A 22838-nucleotide genomic window follows, 5' to 3' on the forward strand; every position below is an offset into this window, starting at 1 on the left:
GAAATACGCGGCTATATCACTGTCCTGCACTGTCCCGTTTTAACAATTGCAGCAGTTGCGATTGGAAACCGGCGGCGCTGCGATAGCCCGCGAACCTGCCCACCTCCTGCCCGTTGCGGAGGAGGATGAATGTCGGTGTCTGTTTCGGGTTTTGGGCCAGCGTCAGCCCGTCGGGCCACGGTCCCTGCATGTTTACTGCCAGCAGGGGCGCATTTTGTCCGGCCTGAGAGCGCGCATAGCCGGGTGCGACCTCGCGCTGCCATCTGGCGAAGTCGCCACAGCCATTTTCGTAAGTGACCAGCAATTGCAGTTGGGACGCAAAAGCTGGCATGGTGAAAACTGCAAAGATCAGGGCGATCAGAATACGCATCATGTTCCTTCGGGTACTGTTGCCAGCATAGTCTGCGGGTCGAGGCCGGCAAGCACTATACCCGGCGCTTTTTAGTAAAATTCGTCGTTTAAGTAGGGTTGCGCCGGATTTCTGATCGCCCGAATATAACGCCCGAAATGGCAGCGTGATGTGGGCGCAAAGCAGGTAAAGTGGTGGACGATGACAAAGGAACCGACCATGCTTGACCTGCCAGATGAAAGCGCGCTTTATACGGCGCTTACCAATCGAGATCCTGTTTACGAGGGGCGTGCCTATGTCGGGGTGACGTCGACGGGGATATTCTGCCGTCTGACCTGTCCCTCACGCAAGCCGCGTCCCGAAAATTGCCGCTGGTTCGCGACGCCTGCCGCGGCGCAGGCCGCGGGGTTCAGGCCCTGCAAGCGCTGCTATCCGGCTGGTGCGACGGCTGAGGGCGACGTGGCGGTCACGGCACTGCGCGATGCGATAGAGGCAGACCCCGGGCGGCGCTGGACCGAGGCGGATATTGAAGAGATGGGATATGATCCATCAACCATCCGCCGCGCCTTCCGGCGGCATTTCGGGATGACCTTTCTGCAAATGGCGCGAGAGGCGCGGCTGCGCGAGGGCGCGCGCCGTGTCGCAGGCGGCGACGCTGTGATCGAGGCGCAGCTGGATGCCGGTTTCGATTCCGCCAGCGGGTTTCGGCAGGCATTCTCGAAACTTTTCGGGCACCCGCCTGCTGCTATGCGCAAGGGGGAGGGGCTTGTCGCAGAGTGGATCGAGACGCCGCTTGGCGGGATGATTGCCGTCGCGGACGAAGACGCGCTGCATCTGCTTGAGTTCACCGACCGCAAGGCGCTGAAGCCGCAGCTGGCGCGGGTGTCGCGGGATGTGAAAGGACGGATTGCCCTTGGTCGCTCGTCGATTACGGAAAAAACGGCGCAGGAGCTTTCGGATTATTTCTCCGGTCGTCGGGACCGCTTCGATCTGCCAGTCGCGCCGCATGGCACGGCATTTCAGCGCCGCGTCTGGTCTGCCCTGCAACAGATCCCTGCCGGGGAAACCCGCAGCTATCGCGATGTCGCAAATGCCATCGGGCAACCGACCGCGACCCGGGCCGTGGCGCGTGCCAATGCGACGAATGGGATTGCCATCGTGATCCCCTGCCATCGCGTGATCGGGGCGGATGGAACGCTGACCGGATATGCGGGCGGGCTTTGGCGAAAAGAAAAACTGATCGCGGTCGAACAATCCTATGCCCGGCGCGGTGCCGAATCGGCTTGACGCGCCTCGTGTCCGGGTATATTCACCGCCAACTAGATTTTCCGGGCGCTGCCACCAGGGGATGGAGCGGCGCCCTTTCACATTGGGACTTCGCCGTCCCGCGTACGTAAAACGAGGATAATACCATGTCGCGCGTCTGCGAACTGACCGGCAAGGGCCCGATGACCGGGAACAATGTCAGCCACGCCAACAACAAAACCCGTCGTCGGTTTCTTCCGAACCTGAACGACGTGACCCTGACCTCTGAAAAGACCGGTCGCAGCTATTCCCTGCGGATTTCGGCTGCTGCGCTGCGCACTGTCGATCACCGTGGTGGTCTGGATGAGTTTCTCGACAAGGCGAAGGACGGCGATCTGTCGGCCCGTGCGCTGAAGATCAAGAAAGAGATTGCGAAGTCGGGCGATACCGCGGCGAATCTCGAAGCCTGATCGGCGCAAAACTGATTTGCTTGGCCCCGCTGGACAATTCCGGCGGGGCTTTTCGTCGCATAAACCTCACGAAGCTGGCACTGGCCTGCGTCGGGTCGCCACGATAGACCTGTGTACATGATCGGCGGTTTGCGTCTTTTTCTGATTTTGCTGCTGGTTCTGACCTCTCAGAGCCTCGCGACGGCGCGTGTTCAGCCACGCCCGGCGGGTGAAATCGTCATCTGCGCAGGCGGCGCGATCACCACGATTGCCATCGACCAGGATGGAAACCCGGTCGAAAAGGTCCAGTTCTGCCCGGATATGGCCTTCAGCGTGCTTGCGGCGGTCTCGTCCGATGCGCCGCCGATGCTGCTGGGGCAGACGCTGTTCACGCTGGACAGATATTTTGACGGGCCGGTGCTGCCCGGTCGGGCCGCGCCGGCGGCAAGGGCCCGGGATCCTCCTCCATTCGCTTGAGACATGAACTTCCAATCAGAACTCAGCAAAATGGACATGAAATATGAAAACGATTTTTCTGGCGGCAGTGACCGCGATTGCTCTTCCCGCCTTGGCCACGGCGCATGAAGGCGGCGATGCAACCGAACATGGGCTGGAGGTGCATGACGCCTATGCACGCAGCTCGAATCCCAAGGCTGGTGCGGCCTTCATGGCGATCTATAATCATGGCGAGGAAAGCTGCACGCTGACCGCCGCCGCGACAGATGCTGCCGGGAGTGCCGAACTGCACACGAATGAGACGACGCCCGACGGCGTGGTGCGGATGAAGCCGATCGAGGGCGGCATCGAACTGGCTGCCGGTTCGGAACATATGCTTGAGCGCGGCGGTGACCATCTGATGCTCATGGGATTGACGGAGCCGCTGGAAAATGGCGACGAGATTTCCATCACGCTGAATTTCGGTGCCTGCGGCGATGCGACCGTCACTGTCCCGGTCGACAATGATCGCATGCCGAAGGACGTAAAGGCGGATCACGATGCCAGTGCCGATGCGCATGGCGGCCATACGCCAGAGTAATGGCGTTCGGGCCGGTCGTCCACGCAGATGTGATGGCCGGTCCAACCCGCTTGGGCGAACCGCCCGGCAAATGCCGCGTTGTCGCTGAAACAGGTGGTCCGCAATGAAATATGCAGATTTTTCATTGGTTCGGTTCGGGACTGGCCTGTCCCCGTTTATGTCCGGGCCGGAGCGGCCTGATGACTTGCTGGCCTCCTTGCGCGCAACGGCAGTGATGGAGCGCTACCCTTCGGTCGGCACGGAGGCCGCAAGCAGGCTCGCGGCGGAGTATGAAGAGGGCGTTCGGGCGGCGCGCGAGCGCCGGCCAGATGGCGAGGCGCTGGAAAAGCGGACAAGGGACGCGCTGAATGATGCGGTTGACCGGTCGCATCGAAGTCGTCTCGCCCGTGCTCTCGAAGACCCGACCGGCTTCGCGGATCGGCTGGTGCAGTTCTGGTCCAGCCATTTCAGCATCCGCATGACCGGCCCAAAGCGGCGCGTTCTGACATCGGCATATTATGATGACGCGATCCGGGCAAATCTGACGGGCCGTTTTGCTGATATGCTGCGTGCGGTCACGCTGCACCCGGCGATGCTGATCTATCTCGATCAGACCTCCTCTGTTGGGCCGCGTTCGCGCTTTGCCTTGCGGCGCCCGAAGCGACGTCCGGGGCTGAACGAGAACCATGCGCGGGAGTTGCTGGAGCTGCACACGGTCGGCAGCGGGGGCGCATATACGCAAAGCGATGTGCGTCAGCTGGCGGAACTGATGACCGGGCTCATGGTCGACCGAAGTGCGGCGTTTATGTACCAGACAAACAGGGTGGAGCCGGGGGCAGAGACGGTTTTGGGCGTCGAATATGGCGGCGGTCGTCCGCCGCGCCTGACGGAAATCGAGGCGTTTCTGGAGGATATTTCCATCCATCCCGACACGGCGGCGCATATTTCCTACAAGCTGGCGCGGCATTTCTGCGCGGACGATCCACCGACACAGCTTGTTGCTGATCTGACGCAGCGTTTCCGGGAAACTGACGGCGATCTGATGGTGCTTTACGACGTGCTGGTCCGGCATCGTGAGGCGCGCAGCAGCTTCGGTCAGAAGATCCGTCAGCCGCAGGATCTGATCACAGCCTGGCTGCGGGCGCTTGGTGTGTCCGGTGATGAGGTGATGGGCTGGCCGCGAAACAGGCTGCACGAGATGGTTCTTCAGCCGCTGATCCGTATGGGCCAGCACTGGCAGGGCGCGCCACAGCCGGAAGGCTGGCCGGAGGAGGGCGATTTCTGGCTGACGCCGCAGCTTCTTGCCATGCGGATCGGTTGGGCCATGCGGCAACCCGGCAGGCTGCGGGAGAACCTGCCGGATCCGCGCGAATTTGTCGCGGCCGCCTTCGGAACGACCGCCGATGATGCGGTTGCGTCAGCTGCCGCGCGCGCTGAATCGCTGTCTGACGGTGTCGGCATCGTCCTCGCGTCGCCGCAGTTTAACCGGAGGTGAAGCGATGCGCATGGATCGCCGCGATTTTCTGAAAGCCGCCATCGCTGCTGCCTGTTCAGCGGCGGCTCTGCCTGCGGTCACTCCGATGAGTTTCGCCTCCGCTTCGGGCGACAAGCGCCTTGTCGCGATTGTGCTGCGTGGGGCAATGGACGGGCTGGATGTGGTCCAGCCCTATGGCGATCCGTTCCTGCGCAAGCTGCGTCAGGAGCTTTCGCTGGGGCCGGAGGCGGGCGCGCTCGATCTGGATGGGTTCTATGCGCTGCACCCGGCCTTGCAGCCGCTTCTGCCGATGTGGCGGGCGGGCGAACTTGGCTTTGCGCATGCCGTTTCGACCCCCTATCGTGACAAGCGCAGCCATTTCGACGGGCAGGATATTCTGGAGGCCGGGACCGGATACGGCCCGGATGCGGCTGACCCGGCGGGCGGCTGGCTGAACCGTCTGCTGCCGATGCTGCCGGGCGCGCAGATGGAGACCGCCTATGCGGTTGGAACCGATGAGCTTGCAATTCTGCGGGGTCCGAGCCGCTATTCAAGCTGGACGCCCAACACCAGGCTGTCGCTGTCCCCGCAGGCGCAGATATTGCTCCAGTCGCTTTACGAAACGGATCCGATTTTCCACAGCGCAGCCGAAGCCGCGATTGAGATCAGCGCGCGTGCGGAGGCGGCGTCCGAGATGGGCGGTGCGGGGCGGCAAAGTGCGGCGGCGAAACTCGCCGGCTTTACGGCGGCGCGATTGAACGAGGAAACCCGCATCGCCGCGTTTTCCCTGACCGGCTGGGACACGCATCGCAATCAGCACCGGGTCATCGCGCGTCCGCTTGCACAGCTTGCCGAGGCGCTGACGGTGCTGAAACGCGATCTGGGGGCGAACTGGGGGAATACGGTCGTGCTGGCGATGACGGAATTTGGCCGGACGGTTCGCCAGAACGGCACCAACGGCACCGATCACGGAACCGGCGGTTTGCTGGTTATGGCGGGCGGTGCACTAAAAGGGGGCAGGGTCTACGGCGAATGGCCCGGGCTGGACGAGAGCGATCTATATGCAGGTCGCGACCTGATGCCCACGGCGGATATACGAGTAACGCGCGAAAGTTGGTGATGCCCTGAGGGGCGGCATATCATGGCGGTGTTCAGACGCCGTCAATTCTCAGCCGAGAAAGGGATATGCCACATGTCGGAGACTACCATCAGCACGCTGCCCGATCCATCGGGGTTTTCGCCGGATCCGCTGACGGACCTCATCCGGGAGGGTGCGCGCAAGCTGATCGAACAAGCGGTTGAGGCCGAGCTGGCAACGCTCCTCGCCGCGTTCGCTGAGGAAAGGCTCGATGACGGTCGGGCCAGGCTGGTGCGGCACGGACATTTGCCGGAGCGCGAAATCCTGACCGGGATCGGTCCGGTCGCCGTGAAGGTGCCGCGGGTGCGGGATCGCAAGCCGGGAGCGGAGAGGATCTCCTTCACGCCCAGCATCCTGCCGCGCTACCTGCGCAAGGCCAAATCGGTCGAGGAACTGCTGCCCTGGCTCTACCTCAAGGGGGTCTCCACCGGCGATTTCGGCGAGGCGCTGGCCGCCCTTCTGGGGCCGGACGCCAAGGGCCTGTCGGCCAAGACCGTCACCCGCCTGAAAGCCAACTGGTGGTCCGAATACGAGGCTTGGGAGAAGCGCGACCTCGGAACCCGGCGGTTCCTCTACATCTGGGCCGACGGTGTCTACTTCAAGCCGCGCATGGCCGAGGAAAAGCAATGCGTTCTGGTCATCGTCGGGGCGGATGAATACGGCCGGAAGGAACTGCTGGCCATGACCGACGGCTTCCGCGAGAGCACCCAGAGCTGGCGCGAGGTGCTGCTCGATCTCAAGCGGCGCGGCCTCACGCAGGATCCCAAGCTCGCGATCGGCGACGGTGCCCTCGGCTTCTGGACGGCCCTGCGCGAAGTCTTCCCCACGACGCAGGAGCAGCGGTGCTGGCTGCACAAGACCATGAACGTGCTGAACGCGCTGCCGAAATCGGCGCAGGCCAGGGCCAAAGGACACCTGCACGACATCTGGCAGGCCGGGACAAAGGCCGAAGCCAACGTCGCCTTCAACTTCTTCGTCGAAACCTACGGCGTGAAATGGGACAAGGCGGTGGCCAAGCTGGTCAAGGACCGGGACGCGCTGCTGACCCTCTACGACTATCCGGCCGAGCACTGGAAACATATCCGGACGTCAAATCCGATCGAGAGCACCTTCGCCACCGTCCGGCACCGCACCCGGCGAACCAAGGGCTGCCTGAGCCGAAAGACCGGGCTCGCCATGGCCTTCCGGCTGATGATGTCGGCGCAGAAGAAATGGCGGAGGCTCGACGGCCGGAACCGCCTGCCAGAGGTCATCAGCGGGGTTGAGTTCCGCGACGGCGTCCGCCACATTCAAGCTGCCGCCTGATCAAGCGTCACCAACTTTCGAGCATATCTCCGGATATACGCAGCTATGCCGGTGCCGCGCTTTCTGGTCTGTTCGGCGTCCCCTTGTCGGAGATCGAGCGCAGTATCTTTCCGGGTCTCGATATGGCCGCGCCGCCGCGCATATTGCGTTAGCTTGCGTCAGCAGGCTTTCTGCGTCGCAATGATCTCGCAGGCATAGTCGTAAAGCTCCTGATCCAGCTCATTCGCGGCGATCAGTTTCTGACGTGTTTTCGGGGAAAGCTGCGACAACAGGCGGTCAACCCGCTCCTCGACCGAGGCGTCATGTTCTTCGGTCATATTGTGGCGCGTCACTTCCGGCATCTTCAATGTCAGCCCGAACGACGCGGCAATCGGGATGAAGCGTCGGACATCTTCCTCGAAAAATTCCGTGCGGCCCAGCAGCTCCACCAAAGCGAGGTTACGTCTGGCGTTAGCGATGTCGTAGATCATCATCTCGGCCTGCCGCTTTACCACCGGGTTGCGGCAATAGACATTCGCCAGATGCCGGGTCTGGCCGTTTGAAATATGCGGAAGCTGGCCCTTGGTCAAGAAGCAGGCTTCCACGAAGTCGCCGAAATCATATTGCTTCGCCAGTGCCGCGGTATCGGTGCCGTCATTTTCCTGCCGCTTGAAACGATAGATCGAACCGACCCGCAGGATGGGGTGGCGCAGGAAAATTGCGGCGATGACGCGGTATTCCAGCGAGGTCGGATGCGGAAGCTGGATCTGGTGCGACGAGAAAGCCTGCGCGTTCGCGCGGCGTTTGATGACCCGGTCGAGTTGATCCTGATCGATGGTGAAGAAAGGATATGGGCCGTCGAACCGCTCGTGCCGTTCGCCGAAGCTGGCATCGAGAACCCGCTCGAAGGACGTGCCGGAGTTCTTATAGATGTGATAATGGACGATTACGTTTCTCATGAGCGTTCTGTCAGGCTGGCCGGGGGACGGGATGCGCGATAGCGATGCGGCACCCATTCACCCCAGCGGGCTTCAAATATCTTCTTGTTCGTTTCAAAAAGGGCGGTCTTTTCGGCAGACGGTATCTGGTCGAATGTCGCCGACAGATGGTGGTGTACGAAAGCGTCTTCGGCGAGTGCGATCTCGAAACCGGCGGCGCGGAAACTCGCGCAGTGATCGTCATCTTCGAACATCCCGCGACCATAGACCGTGGGCAGGTGACCGACGCGGTCGAGATCGGCCTTGCGGAACATGGCGCAGAAATAGGCGGCGACAGGGATCGCCGTCCAGCGACCGCGATAGCCTGTCGTCAGGTCGCGGGCGATGCGCTGCATTTCGGTCATATCGGCGTAGGACAGATCAAGCTTTGCTTCATTGCCGATGTTATTCGTCAGCGGGCCGACAATGCCCAGTTCCGGATTATGCTCCAGATGACCGACCATAGCCTGCAACGCACCGGGGGGGACATAGGTGTCATTGTTCAGCAAGAGGACATAATCGCCACGCGCGGCCTCGATACCGACATTATTGCCCTTTGCAAAACCAAGATTTTCGCCGTTCTCGATCAGGCGCACATTGTCATAGGGGCGGGCGGCATCCCGCAGTCGCGCCAGTTCTGTTTCGTCTGATCCGTTATCGACGACCAGCACCTCGAAATCCGGATAGATATCGCCCTGACCGACGAGCGATTCAAGGCAGGCCAGCGTCAGATCGGCCTTGCCGTAAGCCAGCACGACAACGGAAACAGACGGCGCCCGGTCCATCTCCGCCAGGATATCCGCAGCACGGTAGGACCATGCGTTGTCCAATGCGTAGCTGCGCAGAGCATCGCCCCTTGAGGTCGCGTCAGGGGCTGTCGCAGCCTGCCGGATTCCCGCGGCGAAACCGGCGGCGTCGCTGGCGGTTGTGACCAGATCGCCAGCGCGTGCCAATTCGGGCAGGGCAGTTGCGACGGTTGGCCTCCTGACCGCGGAATATTCATAGAACTTGACCGGATCGCACGCCTTGATGATCGGCAGCAAGCGGAACGGAATGATCAGCACATCCATCGCGCGCAGGAAGGCAGGCACATCCGCATAGGGGATTTCGCCGTGCAGCGTCACATTGCTGAGCCTGTCCAGACGGGCTGGTTCCGCCGCTGTGACGGAGCCGCAGAGATGCAGTTCAAAGTCAGGGTTCTCACGGGCAACCTGTTCCAGCAGGTCGGTATCGAACCATTCGGCGATTGCACCGACATAGCCAACCTTGATCGCGCCGTTACCGAGCTTCCCGGCAAGGAAGTCCGGGATGCGCGCGTCGGCGTCATCGTTGACGAAGTGGCTGACATCGGTGCCGTTCCGCACCAGTGCTACGGGTCGTTGCCGGGCATATTTGTCGTAGAGATACTGCGAAGAAACGATCATCCGGTCGGCCTTGGCGATCATGTTCTCTTCCGCGTCCAGAATCGCCTGTTCGGTATTCGCAAAACCTGCGATCTCGTCCATGCAGTCGAACGTGATCTGGAATTGCGGCGGCAAATGGCGCACGAAATTCCACCAGTACGGATGCTCAACCACAATATGCGTGCGGGGCGTTGTCCGAAGCTGGTCGACGATCCGGTAAAAATGGCCGATCCAGGCTTGCTGCGCCGTGAGCGGGATCTTGCCGTCATACGGGTTTACAGTCCGCATCCCGCTGGCCGGCAGGCGCAGCACATAGACATTCGGTGCAACTTCGCGGGCCGAACCGCCGCCTGCCTCCGTCTCCATCTCGACAAAGAAAACCCGGTGCCCGGCACGCGCCATCTCGGTCGCGAGGTGCTGTGGGCGCTGAGTGCGAAAATCCCAGTTGATGATCGACATCACGAAAATATCGGACTTGTCCGGGCTGGCCGGGGCGATGCCGTCGAAACCGCGAAGCTCGCCCGATCGCGGTTGCGGCGGCGCATAAGCGAGATGCGTCGGAATGCCATCGGGAAAGGGGACGGAGCGTTTCAGCCGGTCGAACGCCCAGCCCGGCAGGAGCGGGCGCAAGATGCGTCCGGCGGAGCGATGTATGCGGCGATAGATCGGTTTGATGACACTCATCCGCTCGGCTTCCAGCTTGCTGGTCAGGTCCGCCACGACTTCGTTCTGGGTGCAAAGAAGGGTGATCAACTCCTGATTGGAGTTTTCCTGCAAATTCTGCTCTGCAAGCTGGGCTTCGGCTGTGGCCAGGAAATCGTTCAGCTGTTCAAGCGCGTTATCCCGCTGCGCCTCGGTCGCCGCAATATGCTTTTGCAGTTCCGCAACCACGGCTTCGCGCTCGGCTCTGACCTCTTCGACCTGTTGCTGAAGCGAAACGGAGCCGGCAACCAAACCGTCCACGTCCCCCTCCAGCTGTGCGACGCGGTTGGTGTAGACGTCGATCGTTTCGTGCAGCTGCGCCTGAACCGGCTGGTTTGCGGCCTCGACCTGAATTGCCGTCATCGCAAGTTCGCGGAAGCGTTTCTGAAACGGAGCCAGCTCTTCCGTGTCAGGCATGGTCCCGCTGCGGGCATGGCGCGCCAACAACTCGAACAGGTCGCGTGCCAGCAGATCGATCTCAGGCGTATCGGCAGAAAGCTGCTGGCCGCCATGAACTGCGTCGGCGTCAAAACGTGCTTCTACTTTTCCGACGGCTCCGTTGGGGAGATCGACCCCGGCGACGCTCGCAATTCGGGTCAGCGTGGTCTTCACGTCTCCGATCCAGTCGGGAAACAGGACAAGGCTGCGCGGCATGTCGATGCTTGCATCCAGCGATGCGAATGTGTGTGCCATCCATGAGAGGAAGGAAAGATCGGTGCCGATGGCGTCCCGTCGTGCCAGCGACGTCGCGGTTTCGCCGGGATGCCGGATCGCGATAAGCGCAGAGGTCGGTCCCGCCTCTTCAAGCGCGGGACGCCATTGGTCCATCAGAAGGCTGAGGCGCGGATCTTTCAGCACGATTTTCCGGGCATCCCCGAAGCTCTCGTCAAGGGCGTCTTCAATTTCAGGCCGTGTCGGGCCTTCGGCAAGCGGCCCGATCCGTGCCCACCAGGCACCTGCGCGCGCCATTGCGAGATTGTTGAGATCGACGATTGCCTGCGGTTCGAAATGACCCTGCCTGTTATCCTCCGCCGGTCCGCCCCGGTCGAGTGGCAGCGAAAAGCCCAGAACTTCGGTGCAATGTGCGAGAAACGACGTGCCGTTGCGGTGCATCCCGAGAATAATCAGAATTTTATCGCGAGGGGTCATTCTGCTCTCTTCGGCGCTTTGCATATGGCCTTTTCGGTTTCAGGGGTGATGCCCAGCCGACCTGCAACTGTCAAGCAAGCACAGGCTTATCCTTTGTATATATTTTGATTTGGAAGAATTGGGCAGATATTCGCGGGCCACCGAACCCGTGAAGCGGGCAGGCGTGGCGTCAACGACGCGGGACGCCGTGTGGTCGTCTTCGCAGGATCTGACACGGTTTTGATACATTTGATGAAATGTTATCTTGCGTTTCGTACTGTGTGGGCGTGACTTCTGTGATTGGCTCTGGAACTGAGTGTATTCAGTGCAGTACAGGGGTTCTGGCAGGGAACCGCCCTTCCGCCCCTCGACGCGGGGCAGTGGAAGGAATAAGTTCTGCGAACCCGACAGCCGGCGAAAGATGCGGCAACAGATCAAATGAGGCAACGATGCGTCTGACGCAGTTCTGGGACAAGCCCACCCCGCCGCAAGAGGTGCAGACGCTTATGTCCACCTGGGAGGCGGAGAAGCGTTTCAGCTATGATCGCTTCGACCTGGACCGCGCGCGCGACTATATCCGGCAGCATTTCGGTGGCGATGTCGTCGCGGCTTTCGACAGATGTCGCCCGCCCGCGATGAAGGCCGATCTGTTCCGGTATTGCAGCCTCTATGCCGGGGGTGGCGTTTATATCGATGCGGATATCGGGAATTCCGGCACGGCATTCGATTTCATCAGCGATGCAATCGGGGGCAAGACCGGCTTCCGGCGGTTCCTGCCCATCGGTCTGAACGGCAGCAAGGGCGTGCTGATGTTTCGCGTGACCAAGAAGGACGGCATCGTTCACCATCGGCTGACCAATGATGTCCTGATCGCGCATCGCAAGAAACTGCCGCTTTTCGGGGCTCTGGTCGAACGCTCTTGCGAGAATATCCGCAACGAAATCTCGCAGAATGTCTGGGTCGTGACCGGGCCGGGCGTGCTGAACCAGTTGAAGAAGAAAGAGAACGGCGATGAGCTGTTTGAGGATTTCAATCTGGTTTCGATTTTCAAGTTCAAGCAGCATCTGAAATTCGTCTGGCAGATGGACTACAAGAATGGCGAAGATGACTGGCGGCCCAAGGACAAGGATGCCGGCGCGCCCTCGATCTTCGTGCCTGCCATGAATGGCCCGGAGGCCGGTGTCTGATGCAGGCCCCGGCACCTGATCTTCAGCCGGTTCAGGCGACGGTCAGCAATAAAATGCTGCCGCGTTTTTCGACACTGCGCACGATCACGGCGCTGTGCCTGCGTGAAGTGACGACCTCTAACGGTGATGTCGCGGGCGGATATATGTGGTCGGTCCTGTCGCCCGTGGTGTCGATCATGGGGCTGGTGATCATCTTTTCCGCCGGGTTCCGGGTGCCGCCCCTTGGGGACAATTTTGCCATCTTCTACGCGACCGGGGTTCTGCCCTACACGATGTTCACGCAAGTCTGTTCGCGGCTGGACAACGCGATCCGCAGTTCGCGGAGCCTGCTGAACTATCCCCGCGTGACGCTGTTTGACGTGCTGGTCTCCAAGCTGATCATGTCGTTGATGACACAGGCTGCCGTGTCGGTGCTGGTCTTCGGGTTTATTCTCTATTTCTACGACACCGACACCACCTTCGATTCCATCGAAGTGCTGAAGTCATTCGGTGCCGCCGCCGCGCTTGGCTGTGGTATCGGTCTGACCAACTGTGCGATCAAAGCCAAATTTCCGCTTTGGGATTTTGTCTGGTCGTTCCTGTCGCGGCCGCTTCTGCTGGTCTCTGGCGTGATTATTCTGGTGGAGTCGCTGCCGCGCCCTTACAGCGAATGGCTGTTGTGGAATCCGCTTGTCCATATCACGGGCCGCATGCGTGAGGCGTTTTATGTCGATTACATCGGGGGCTACGCCAATCTCTGGTATCCGATGCAGCTTGCGATTGTCCTGATTTTCATCGGTCTCGCAGGCATGCGCCTGTTCAGCCGCGAATTGTTGGATCAGTGACGCCCATGACAGCAACGCAGGATAGCAATCCCGGTTTCACCTATGAAATCCCCGAAGTGCGGCCCGCGTTTCTGCGGTTTCGGCATTACATGCTTATCTTCAGCTTCGTGCTGGTCGTTATTGCCCCGGTCCTGCTGGCCGGATGGTTGTCCTGGAGCTTTTCGGGCACGCTTCGGCAGGTGACGGCGTCGGTCACGGTGCAGGAGCATTCGCTGGGGTCCTTTGCGTCGCCGGGGTCGGGAATTTCGTTGCAATCTGCTTTCAAGGGTGGCGGCAGCGAGGAAACGGCGATTGTCCGGGAACTGGTTCACAGCGAGGATTTCTACCGGACCGTCGCCGGGCAGATGGACCTGAGCGCGATATGGCCGCCGGATCGGCCGGTGCCGTATTGGCCGCCCTATTACGACCCGGAGGGGCCGGCCGAAACAGGCCACAGCTTCTGGAAGAACATGGTCAATGTGCATATCGGTTCACGCGACCAGATCATCCGTATCTCGGTCATAGCCTTCGATCAGGACACGGCCCAACAGGTTCTCAACGCGATCCGGGTCGAGGCCGAGCGGCGTCTGAACACGGCCCGTGCCGCGACGCTGCGCATCGCGTTGGAGGAGGCGGAGCAGCGTGTCGAGGAGCTGCGCGTCCAATATGCGGAAGACAGCAGCAAGCTTCTTAACTTCCGGGTGCAGAACAACACGATTGACCCGGAGATCATGGTCAGCCTGAACATCGCATTTTCGGATTTCCTGCGTAAGATGCTGGCCGATGAGGAGATCAATATCGCCGCGACGACCGCATCTATCGCGCAAGGCGGCGAACTGACCCGTGTGTCTGAAAGCCGGGTCGCCGCGATCTCGGAATATCTGTCCAATATCGACACGGCGCCGGGTCAGGTCATCACAGCCGATGAAATAACCGCACTGATGGCCGAATATCAGCCGCTGCTGATGGATGCCGAAATCTCCCATACCTCGCTGCGCATGGCGGAGTTGTCGCAGATGCGGTTCACCCAGGATCTGGAGTCGAACAAGGTATTCCTTTCCAGCGTTACCGGCGGTTCGATGGCCGCGATCGAGGTGTTCCCGCAATTCCTGCCGACATTGCTGATCGTGATCGCCGGAAGTCTGGTGATCTGGGCCATCCTTTTGATTATTGTCTATGCAATCCGGGACCGAAAATGATCGTTCTCGAAAACATCACCAAGATTTTTTACTCGCGGCATGTCAAAAACGTCGTGTTTCAGGACCTGAACATGGTCTTCCCCGGACGCACCTCCATTGCGCTTCTGGGGCGGAACGGGGCGGGAAAGTCGACACTTCTGCGTGTCATGTCCGGCTCGCTCATCCCGAACTCGGGCCGGGTTCTCAGCGACGGGAATATCTCCTTTCCCATCGGTCTCGCCAACTCCATGCACCCGCATATGAGCGGGTCACAGAACACGAAATTCATCGCCCGCATCTATGGCGCGGATACAGATTCGCTGAAACATTTCGTCGAGGATTTTGCCGAGCTTGGCGAGAAATTCTACCTGCCCGTCCGCACCTATTCATCCGGGATGAAGGCGCGGCTGATGTTTGGCATCAATATGGGGCTGAAATTCGATACCTACCTGATCGACGAGGTCTCGGCGGTCGGGGACATGAATTTCAAGGAAAAAAGCGAATATCTGTTCAAGGAGCGGATGGAGAACGCGGGCGCGATCTTCATCAGCCACTCCATGCCGCTGGTCCGGCGCATGTGTACGGCGGGTGCGGTTCTGGAAAACGGCAAGATTACCTATTTCGACGATCTGGAAGAGGCGATTGACCGTCACCAGAAAAACACGATGGCGGGGCCGGGCGGCGCGAAGTAAGTCGTCAGCGGCAATATCTCGCCGCTGATTTCCGCTTTGTCCCTGCCTGTTAGCGGCGGTCGCGCATGCTGTAATAGCTTAGCAGCAGGATGGACCAGCCCAGAAGCAGCCCGATAAAGGCACGCAGCAATAGCATGGTTCGGTTGGGAAGCTGGGGCGACTCCGCCAGACGCGGCTCGATATGCGCCGCCAGATACCGGGATTGACGCTGGCCTTCCGCCAAAGCGGTTTCGTAGGACGCCTGCGCTGAGCGATAGGTGGTCTCGGCAAATTCAAGATTGGCCGCCAGCTCTTCATATTCGGACACGAGTTCGGCGTAGCTTTCGCCGTTCTGGCCTTCCCCGACTTCCCCGAATTTGGCGCGCTCCGCGTCGATCTGGGCCTGAATCGCATCGATCCTGCGCTGGTTCTGTACAACACGGGGGTCGTTGTCGCGCGCGGTTTCGCGCAGCGTGTCCTGCCCGACCATTGCTTCCACAAGCTGCGACTGAAGTGCGGTCAGAACGCTCATCTGCCCTTCCAGATCGGCCTCCGGGTCGACGATCTGGGTTCGCATGCGGAAGCGGGTCAGCGCCTGCCGGGCCGCGGTCAGGCGGTCCTGCGCTTTTTCCAGCTCGTTTCGGGCGAAGCGGGTGGCGTCTTCGCGGGCAATGTCGGACAATTCGTTGATGGTCTGGCTGCTTTCGTCGAAGGTGGCCTCGGCAATGGCTTTCGCATCTTCCGGGGTGAAGGCCATGACCTCAAGCGTGATAAGCTGGCTTGAGGAGGCGTAGTTGACCTTGACCTGCTTGCGCCAGTAGCTGGTCAAATCCTCCAGCGAGCCGGACGGGTCGAAGGCAAAAACCGGGTCGATATCATGCCGCTTGGAGAATATTCCGACCAGATCCAGCTTTTCGTCGATGGTCGCGACTATGTCCTGACTGCGCAGGAAATCATAAAGAATATCGGGGTCGGAAGCCGTGGTCGATCCGGTCAGCTGGGTCAGCCCGCCAAGGATGTCCAGCGTCGGGTCGGCCTCTTCCTTGCGCACGGAAAAACCGACGGTCGAGATATACTGATCCTGCGCCCGGTTCCAAAGATACCAGCCCCAGACGGCAGAGGGTGCGATCACCATCAGCAGGAAAGAGGTGATCATGACGAACTTCACCAGATTGTTCCCGGCGCCGGCCCGCTTCTGCTTTCGCCGCCGGGGTGCCGGGGCGATCTGGGGCGGGTTCGTCGTCATCTGCGTCTCGACCATGCTGCTTTCCTGTATCACCGGCGAACGCCGCGTGTAGCGTCCGCCGATATAACCGCTTGCGTGGTCCATGACCAGCGCAAGCCGGTCATGGACCCTGTTCATGAAATCACGAAAACCGGCGCAGTCGCAATGCGTTGGACACGACGAAGACCGATGACAGCGCCATCGCGCCGGCGGCCAGCATAGGCGATAGCTGCGGCCCGCCGAACGGCACAAGCACACCCATAGCGACCGGGATCAGCAATGCGTTATAGGTGAAGGCCCAGAACAGGTTCTGCCGGATATTGCGCATCACGGCGCGGCTCAGCCGGATCGCCGTTGGCACGGCGGTCGGGTCGGGTCTCAGCAGAACGACCTCTGCCGCCTCGATGGCGATATCCGTGCCGCTGCCCATTGCGATCCCGGTATCGGCTCCGGCCAGCACCGGCGCGTCGTTGATGCCGTCGCCGACAAAGACCGTGCTTTCGCCCATCTGGCGCACGGCCTCCAGCTTCGCCTCCGGGGTCATACCGCCCTGCACGCGATCAATGCCGAGCGAACTGCCGACCGCATTGGCCGCAGCCGGGACGTCGCCGGAGAACAGCGCGGTCTGAAGCCCGATCTCATGCAGTTCGCGGATCGCAGTCACCGATTCCGGCCTTGCCGCGTCTGCGATAGAGAAGCTGGCGACATGTTTGCCGTTCAGGGCGAGATGCACCGGGGTGCGGCCTTCTGTCGCCGCACGATCCGAGGCGTCGGCCAGAGCCGCGACCGTCTCGATATGACCCGCTTCCAGCGCTGACAGATTGCCGATCAGAACACGCTGGCCGTCGACTTCGCCGCTGATGCCGCGGCCTGTATCGGCCTTGACCCCTCGGGCTTCCGCCGCTTCGACGCTTTCCGACCCTGCAGCGTCCAGAATGGCGCGGGCAAGGGGGTGCTCCGATCCTGCCTCGACCGCAGCGGCAAGGCGCAATGCGTCGTGGCGGTCAATGCCTGCGGTCTCGATGCCGGTCACGGCGGGTTTGCCTTCGGTCAGCGTCCCGGTCTTGTCGAATGCGACGATCCTGGCGTCCGCCAGCCGCTGCAGCGCATCGCCGCGCCGGAACAGGATACCCAGCTCCGCGCCGCGACCCGTCCCAACAAGGATGGAGACGGGAACCGCCAGACCCATTGCACAGGGGCAGGCGATAATCAGCACCGAGATCGCGGCAACCAGCGCCTGTGGCAATGCCGGGGCAGGGGCGAGGATCATCCATAATGCGAAGGCCAGCACGGCAAGCCCCATGACGACCGGGACAAACACCCGCGTCACCCGGTCGACCAGAGCCTGCACCGGCAGCTTGCCTGCCTGCGCCTGTTCGACCAGCCGAACGATCCCGGCCAGCCTTGTATCGGCGCCGGTCGCTGTAACCCGGTAGCGCAGCGCGGCGTTGCCGTTCACGGTGCCGCCGATCAGCGTGTCGCCCGGTTCCTTCTCGACCGGGATCGGCTCCCCGGTCAGCATGGATTCGTCAACCGCGCCGGTCCCGTCGATCAGTTCGCCATCGACGGCCACACGCTCGCCCGGCCTCAGATGGACGATATCGCCTTGTATAATCTCCTGCACCGGCAATTCGGTCAGCTTCGCGTTCCGTTCGACGCGGGCGGTCGACGGGGCGAGGTCCAGCAGACGCCGGATCGCCTGACCGGCCTGACCCTTTGCGCGGGCCTCGAGCCAGCGTCCCAGCAAGATCAGGGTCACGATTACGGCAGCGCTTTCGAAATACACATGTCGTGCATTTTCAGGAAGCAGGAATGGCGCGAAGGTGGTGACTGTCGAATAAAGGAACGCCGCTGACGTGCCCAGCACCACCAGACTGTTCATTTCCGGCGCGCCGCGCAGCAGGGCGGGGACGCCGTGGCGGAAGAAAATCCTGCCGGGTCCGGCGAGGATGATCGCGGTCAGAATGAACTCGACGATCCAGATGACCCGCATCGGGATAATCGAGGTCAGCCATTCGTGGAAGCCCGGAACCACATGCCCGCCCATTTCGACGACAAATATCGGCAAGGTCAGACATGCGGCGGTCAGGAAAGCGCGGCGCAGTTCGGTCGCTTCGTCCTTCTCGGACGCCTCCGCAGTGCTGTTTTCGCCATGCGGGACGGCCTTGTAGCCCGCTGCGCTGACAGTGTTGGCGAGATCGGATGGATCGAGACCGATATGGCTTACGCTCGCGGTTCCGGTGGCGAGGTTGACTTCGGCGGTCCTGACGCCGGGTAATGCCGTAAGGCTCCGTTCCACCCGTCCGGCGCAGGATGCGCAGCTCATATCCTCGACCTTCAGAACCGTCGTGGTCAGCGCCGCCGGATAGCCCGCTTCTTGCAGCGCGTCGGTGGCGTCTCGCAGCGTATCGGGCGAGGCGATGTGAAGCCTTGCGCGTCCGGTGGCGAGATTGATCTGCGGTTCCGTCACGCCCGGCACGGCCTCAAGCGCGCGCTCGGCACGTCCGACGCATGAGGCGCAATTCAGTCCGGTGATGGTCAGTTCGATATCCCAACCGGGTGTGTTTTCAGTGATTGATGACATTGTCCTGTCCTGTTCTGAAACTGTCATAGTCGATTTCAGAGTTCAGGACAGGCGGTGCCTGCGGTCGGTTCGGCGCTTGCGAAATTGCAGTGACAATCGGCCACAGGTCATTTGCATGATGTTTCGGCAGATCGATCCGATTGACCGGCCCCGCCAGCCTGCGGAAGCGGTCACGGCCCGATGCGACATGACACCGGCACCCTCTGCCACCACGGCCCCGGCACAGAAATGCAGGCCGCGCAGACGGCTTGCGGGGCGCTGCCCCGGATTTATGATGCGCACAAGATTTCACGGCTGCAAAATGTGGGCGCAAAACCGCGCCGTCAAGGGGCATTGTCCAGCCTTGGGATTGAGTTGAATCGGCAGTCTCCCTATAACTAAACCAAGAACAAACATAGTCAGGATTGAGAAAAATGAACCGCCGCCAAATGATCGGGCTTGCACTGCCCTTGATAGCTGCGCCGTCGCTGGTTCTGTCGCAGGATGCTCAGACCGATCCCTATCAGCCGACGGAGGTCGCGATCCGCGAAGGGTTCGAGGTCGGGTCTATCGTCGTCGTCTCCGATGAATTCTTCCTGTACCATGTGAAAGCGCCCAACCGTGCCATCCGCTATGGTGTGGCGGTCGGGCAGGCGGAGCTTGTCTGGAAGGGCAAGGCGCGCATCGGCCGCAAGGTCGAATGGCCAAGCTGGACCCCCACACAGGCGATGATCGAACGCAGCCCCGAGCAATATGCCCAATATGCGAACGGCATGCCGGGCGGTCCGGAGAACCCGCTGGGCGCGCGCGCGCTCTATCTGTATGACCAGCGCGGCAACGATACCGCGATCCGCATTCATGGAACGACGCAGCCCGGTTCCATCGGGCGCGCGGTCTCCAACGGTTGTATCCGGATGCGGAACGAGGCGGTGATGGCGCTGTTCGAGGAGGTGCCGATCGGCACGCCGGTCTACGTCTACTGATCCGGGCAAGCCGATTTGCCGAATCCTGAGACCTTTCGGCTCGACGCGGTAACAATCGCCTCGGGCCGTTTCGATGACATTATCGACGTCCGCTCTCCGTCCGAATTTGCCGAGGATCATCTGCCCGGCGCGATCAGCCTGCCGGTGCTGGACGATGCGCAGCGGGCGGAGGTCGGGACGATCTACAAGCAGGTGTCGCCGTTCGATGCGCGCAAGCTGGGTGCGGCGCTGGTTGCCGAAAATGCCGCGCGCCATATTGCGGGGCCGCTTTCGGATCGTGACGGGGCCTGGCGCCCGCTGGTTTACTGCTGGCGGGGCGGGCAACGCTCCGGCGCGTTGGCGACGATCCTGGCGCAGGTCGGCTGGCGCGTGTCGCTGATCGAAGGCGGGTATAAATCATGGCGCAGGTTCGTTGTCCGGCGCGTGCAGGAGCAGGGATTTCCGTCTCCGGTCGTTGTCCTTGACGGCAATACCGGAAGCGCGAAAACCGCAATCCTGAAGCAACTGGCGCTGCGGGGACATCAGGTGATCGATCTGGAAGGGCTGGCCAATCATCGCGGCAGCCTGTTCGGCTCGCTTGGCGATCAGCCCAGCCAGAAGATGTTCGAGGGGCGGCTTGCGTCGGCGCTGGAGGCGCTTGATCCCGCGCGGCCGGTTCTGGTCGAGGCGGAAAGCTCGCGCATCGGCAGTGTCACGCTTCCCAAGGCGGTCTGGTCAGCAATCTGCACTGCCCCGCGGCTGGAACTGCGCGTGCCGGTCGGTGCGAGGGCGGATTATTCGGTGCGCGACTATGCCGACGTGCTGGCCGATCCCGACCGGATCGTGAAGATCATCGGCAAGCTGTCGACGCTGCATCCGGCGGAGCGGATCGAAGACTGGCGGAAGCTGGCCGATCAGGCCGCCTGGCGCGATCTGGCGGAAGGGCTGATGCGCGATCACTATGATCCGCGCTACGCGAAGCACCGTGCCCGCTACGGCGTTCGCAAGCCGAGTTCGGTCGAGATCGCCGATCTGTCCGACCTGGACAAGGCCGCCCGGCTGGTCGAGGACGCCTTGGCAAGGATTTGAACGGTTCCGTCAGCCGCCCAACATGATCCCGATGACAACCGCCATCAGGCCCAGAACCGATGCCGCAAGTGCGGCCATATTGACCGCCACGACGCGCTGCATCCGGGCGCGAAATGCCGCTTCCTCCAGCTTGGCACGGCGGGCCTTGGCGACATTGATGATGCACCACAGGATCCCTGCGAGCCCGGCGAGGGTCAGAACTGCGCCGGCCCAGATCAGAATTTCAAATACGCTCATGGCTTGTCCTTTCGCGCCGGGCTTAGCCTCGATTGCAGAACCCGGCAAGACGGCCTATGTCTCGGCGCGGAAAAACGGGGAAAGTGATGTCCGACGATCAGGTTTATAACGTTGCCGCCGACGAGTTGCGTCAGTTCATTGAGCAATATGAGCAGCTTGAAGCTGAGAAAAAAGACGTGACCGAGCGTCAGAAGGAAGTGATGGCCGAGGCAAAGGCGCGTGGCTATGACACCAAGGTGATGAAAAAGGTCATCGCGCTGCGCAAACGTGACCGTGACGACGTGGCCGAAGAAGAGGCAATCATGGATATGTACAAGGCCGCTTTGGGGATGGCCTGAGTCCTATCGGCCTTGCCGGGCCGTCAGGCCGAGATGAACTCCACCCCGGGAAGCGCCGCGATTTCGTCAAGATCGTCATGGTAATCCTCCGTGATCCTGTCGATCAGATCCTGCGTCCATCCGGGCAGGCTGATCGCCGCCTCCATCTTGTCGGGTTCTGCATGGGCCAGGGCTTGCTCGATCAGCTCATGACGCTGATCGGCGCTGTCGGGCGGAAGCTCGGCAAATCTTGACGCCAGATCGTCGACAACCGGCGCGGGCAGCAGATCGGACAGAATGTCGAAATCACCGTTCAGGGCAAAATCGGCGGGGACATTCGCGATGCGGCGCAGCACGTCGGGCCAGATGAACGGCAGATCCTCCTGCGCCCAGATCACCAGTTCACGATCACCGATAGCCTTCAGCATATTCTGGATCGCAGGGGCCCATCGTAACGTGGTCGGGTCAAGGCTGCCCATGATGTCGTGATAATTATCGTCGCTCGCCTCGATAATGTCGGAGATCAGCCGGGCGGGGTGGGGCACGGCAAGGAAGAACTCGACAACGCTGTCGGGAAACAGGTTGGACAGACCGGACATGCGGGCGGGTGCACGGGGGTACAGCCCCTCGATGCTCAATGCCCGGCGCGGCATGCCAAGGAATGTCGGCTGGCTCAGGATAATGCGGTTCGCCTCCTCGCTGTCGAGCAGCGAATCGAGCAGCATGTCCTGCATCTCTTCCGTCGCTTCATGCCCCTTCAGCGCGGCGATCGCGTCCCCGAACACGCCGCGATAGCTGCCGGGAGCAGGGATCTTGATCCCACGCTGCCAGAGCGCATCCCGGTTGTTGAGCAGCGTCCGCACGATGCGCGTCTGATTTGTTCCATGAGCGCCAAGATGATAAACAATTTCCATATGCAAGCTGCCTGCCTTTGCCTTTTCAATACAGTAGCTTCACTCTGGCAGCAGGAAAACCACTTAGCAGATATGGGCTTGCAAGGCAGCGAGGCAGGCGTTATCGGATCGAAACCAGCCTATCGCCGGCATAGCTCAGCTGGTAGAGCAGCTGATTTGTAATCAGAAGGTCGCGGGTTCGATTCCTGCTGCCGGCACCATGAAAACAAGGGGTTAGAAAAATCGACCAGTCCCCGCTTTCTTTCTGGGGAACGCTGGGGGAACGGCGGGCGAAGCTGGACCCGGAACCGTCGCGCCCGGAAATGATTAGGCGGGTGCTAGAAGAACGGAAGCTGTCATCCTAGGTATTTTGCGGCGACACACATGCAACGACCGCGAGGTGTCTTCACAATGTAGAAAGAAACTCTGGTGCATCTTGCGTGTTGTTGCCATATTGGAGGTGTAACGGTATGCAAGACGTTACTAAGACGTAGAAAGGGGCGCATGAACCACGTTCTCAAGCTTGACGAGCGCGCCTTCAACAAGGGC

General features: G+C 61.2%; 21 protein-coding genes and 1 tRNA gene. 15 read left to right on the forward strand and 7 right to left on the reverse strand.

The genetic code is table 11. The features are described 5' to 3' along the window. Positions 1–16: 16 nt before the first annotated feature. Complete coding sequence (locus PAF12_RS01170) at positions 17–370, reverse strand: thioredoxin family protein (RefSeq protein WP_271108194.1); 354 nt, start codon at positions 368–370, stop codon at positions 17–19. 198 nt (positions 371–568) lie between these two features. Between PAF12_RS01170 and PAF12_RS01175 the strand changes: the two genes are divergently transcribed. From PAF12_RS01175 to PAF12_RS01205, 7 genes are all read left to right on the forward strand, one after another. Beyond that, the gene (locus PAF12_RS01175; RefSeq protein ID WP_271108195.1) at positions 569–1636 is read left to right on the forward strand and encodes a bifunctional transcriptional activator/DNA repair enzyme AdaA; all 1068 of its coding nucleotides are present in this window, start codon (positions 569–571) and stop codon (positions 1634–1636) included. Positions 1637–1761: 125 nt separating this feature from the next. Further along, a complete protein-coding gene (gene rpmB, locus PAF12_RS01180; RefSeq protein ID WP_271108196.1) occupies positions 1762–2064 on the forward strand; it encodes a 50S ribosomal protein L28 in 303 nt (100 codons plus the stop codon). 117 nt (positions 2065–2181) lie between these two features. Continuing rightward, entirely contained in the window at positions 2182–2520 is a 339-nt protein-coding gene (locus PAF12_RS01185) for a hypothetical protein (RefSeq protein ID WP_271108197.1), read from the forward strand. 43 nt (positions 2521–2563) lie between these two features. Beyond that, positions 2564–3079, forward strand: coding sequence for a copper chaperone PCu(A)C (locus PAF12_RS01190; protein WP_271108198.1), 516 nt, complete (start codon positions 2564–2566; stop codon positions 3077–3079). Positions 3080–3182: 103 nt separating this feature from the next. Beyond that, on the forward strand, positions 3183–4553 hold the full coding sequence (locus PAF12_RS01195; protein ID WP_271108199.1) for a DUF1800 family protein: 1371 nt from the start codon (positions 3183–3185) through the stop codon (positions 4551–4553). Positions 4554–4557: 4 nt separating this feature from the next. Then, on the forward strand, positions 4558–5652 hold the full coding sequence (locus tag PAF12_RS01200; protein WP_271108200.1) for a DUF1501 domain-containing protein: 1095 nt from the start codon (positions 4558–4560) through the stop codon (positions 5650–5652). A 72-nt stretch (positions 5653–5724) separates the two neighbouring features. After that, entirely contained in the window at positions 5725–6975 is a 1251-nt protein-coding gene (locus PAF12_RS01205; RefSeq protein WP_017469024.1) for an IS256 family transposase, read from the forward strand. Positions 6976–7133: 158 nt separating this feature from the next. On the opposite strand, the gene PAF12_RS01210 is transcribed toward PAF12_RS01205, so the two are convergent. Further along, complete coding sequence (locus PAF12_RS01210; protein WP_271108201.1) at positions 7134–7913, reverse strand: sulfotransferase family 2 domain-containing protein; 780 nt, start codon at positions 7911–7913, stop codon at positions 7134–7136. Further along, complete coding sequence (locus PAF12_RS01215) at positions 7910–11185, reverse strand: glycosyltransferase (RefSeq protein WP_271108202.1); 3276 nt, start codon at positions 11183–11185, stop codon at positions 7910–7912. Before PAF12_RS01215 ends, PAF12_RS01210 begins: the two co-directional genes overlap by 4 nt. A gap of 428 nt (positions 11186–11613) precedes the next feature. Between PAF12_RS01215 and PAF12_RS01220 the strand changes: the two genes are divergently transcribed. Genes PAF12_RS01220 through PAF12_RS01235 form a run of 4 tightly spaced genes read left to right on the forward strand, consistent with a single transcriptional unit; the run spans position 11614 to position 15024 of the window. Continuing rightward, positions 11614–12351, forward strand: a complete 738-nt coding sequence (locus PAF12_RS01220; protein ID WP_271108203.1) for a glycosyltransferase — start codon at positions 11614–11616, stop codon at positions 12349–12351. Further along, positions 12351–13175 carry an ABC transporter permease gene (locus tag PAF12_RS01225; RefSeq protein ID WP_271108204.1) on the forward strand — a complete coding sequence of 275 codons (825 nt, stop codon included), beginning with the start codon at positions 12351–12353 and terminating at the stop codon, positions 13173–13175. Before PAF12_RS01220 ends, PAF12_RS01225 begins: the two co-directional genes overlap by 1 nt. A gap of 5 nt (positions 13176–13180) precedes the next feature. Then, positions 13181–14353: a hypothetical protein gene (locus tag PAF12_RS01230; protein ID WP_271108205.1), complete on the forward strand. Its 1173-nt coding sequence runs from the start codon at positions 13181–13183 to the stop codon at positions 14351–14353. After that, positions 14350–15024, forward strand: a complete 675-nt coding sequence (locus tag PAF12_RS01235) for an ABC transporter ATP-binding protein (protein WP_271108206.1) — start codon at positions 14350–14352, stop codon at positions 15022–15024. Before PAF12_RS01230 ends, PAF12_RS01235 begins: the two co-directional genes overlap by 4 nt. Before the next feature lie 49 nt (positions 15025–15073). Here PAF12_RS01235 and PAF12_RS01240 read toward each other — a convergent pair whose 3' ends face one another. Beyond that, on the reverse strand, positions 15074–16366 hold the full coding sequence (locus PAF12_RS01240) for a capsule biosynthesis protein (protein WP_271108207.1): 1293 nt from the start codon (positions 16364–16366) through the stop codon (positions 15074–15076). A 4-nt stretch (positions 16367–16370) separates the two neighbouring features. Further along, positions 16371–18812 (reverse strand): heavy metal translocating P-type ATPase, encoded by a 2442-nt coding sequence (locus tag PAF12_RS01245; protein WP_271108208.1) that lies wholly within the window; start codon positions 18810–18812, stop codon positions 16371–16373. A gap of 413 nt (positions 18813–19225) precedes the next feature. On the opposite strand from PAF12_RS01245, the gene PAF12_RS01250 reads away from it, so the two are divergent. Beyond that, positions 19226–19774: a L,D-transpeptidase gene (locus PAF12_RS01250; protein WP_271108209.1), complete on the forward strand. Its 549-nt coding sequence runs from the start codon at positions 19226–19228 to the stop codon at positions 19772–19774. Positions 19775–19789: 15 nt separating this feature from the next. Beyond that, positions 19790–20842, forward strand: coding sequence for a tRNA 2-selenouridine(34) synthase MnmH (gene mnmH, locus PAF12_RS01255; protein ID WP_271108210.1), 1053 nt, complete (start codon positions 19790–19792; stop codon positions 20840–20842). 9 nt (positions 20843–20851) lie between these two features. Here mnmH and PAF12_RS01260 read toward each other — a convergent pair whose 3' ends face one another. Then, a complete protein-coding gene (locus PAF12_RS01260) occupies positions 20852–21079 on the reverse strand; it encodes a hypothetical protein (RefSeq protein ID WP_271108211.1) in 228 nt (75 codons plus the stop codon). An 86-nt stretch (positions 21080–21165) separates the two neighbouring features. Here PAF12_RS01260 and PAF12_RS01265 point away from each other — a divergent pair, with 86 nt between their 5' ends. Beyond that, the gene (locus tag PAF12_RS01265) at positions 21166–21417 is read left to right on the forward strand and encodes a DUF2312 domain-containing protein (RefSeq protein WP_271108212.1); all 252 of its coding nucleotides are present in this window, start codon (positions 21166–21168) and stop codon (positions 21415–21417) included. 23 nt (positions 21418–21440) lie between these two features. On the opposite strand, the gene PAF12_RS01270 is transcribed toward PAF12_RS01265, so the two are convergent. Continuing rightward, entirely contained in the window at positions 21441–22310 is an 870-nt protein-coding gene (locus PAF12_RS01270) for a hypothetical protein (RefSeq protein ID WP_271108213.1), read from the reverse strand. Positions 22311–22434: 124 nt separating this feature from the next. On the opposite strand from PAF12_RS01270, the gene PAF12_RS01275 reads away from it, so the two are divergent. Beyond that, a tRNA-Thr gene (locus PAF12_RS01275) sits at positions 22435–22510 on the forward strand. The last annotated feature ends 328 nt before the right edge of the window (positions 22511–22838 follow it).

Origin of the sequence: Paracoccus sp. SCSIO 75233, assembly GCF_027912675.1 — a bacterium.
Taxonomy (GTDB): domain Bacteria; phylum Pseudomonadota; class Alphaproteobacteria; order Rhodobacterales; family Rhodobacteraceae; genus Paracoccus.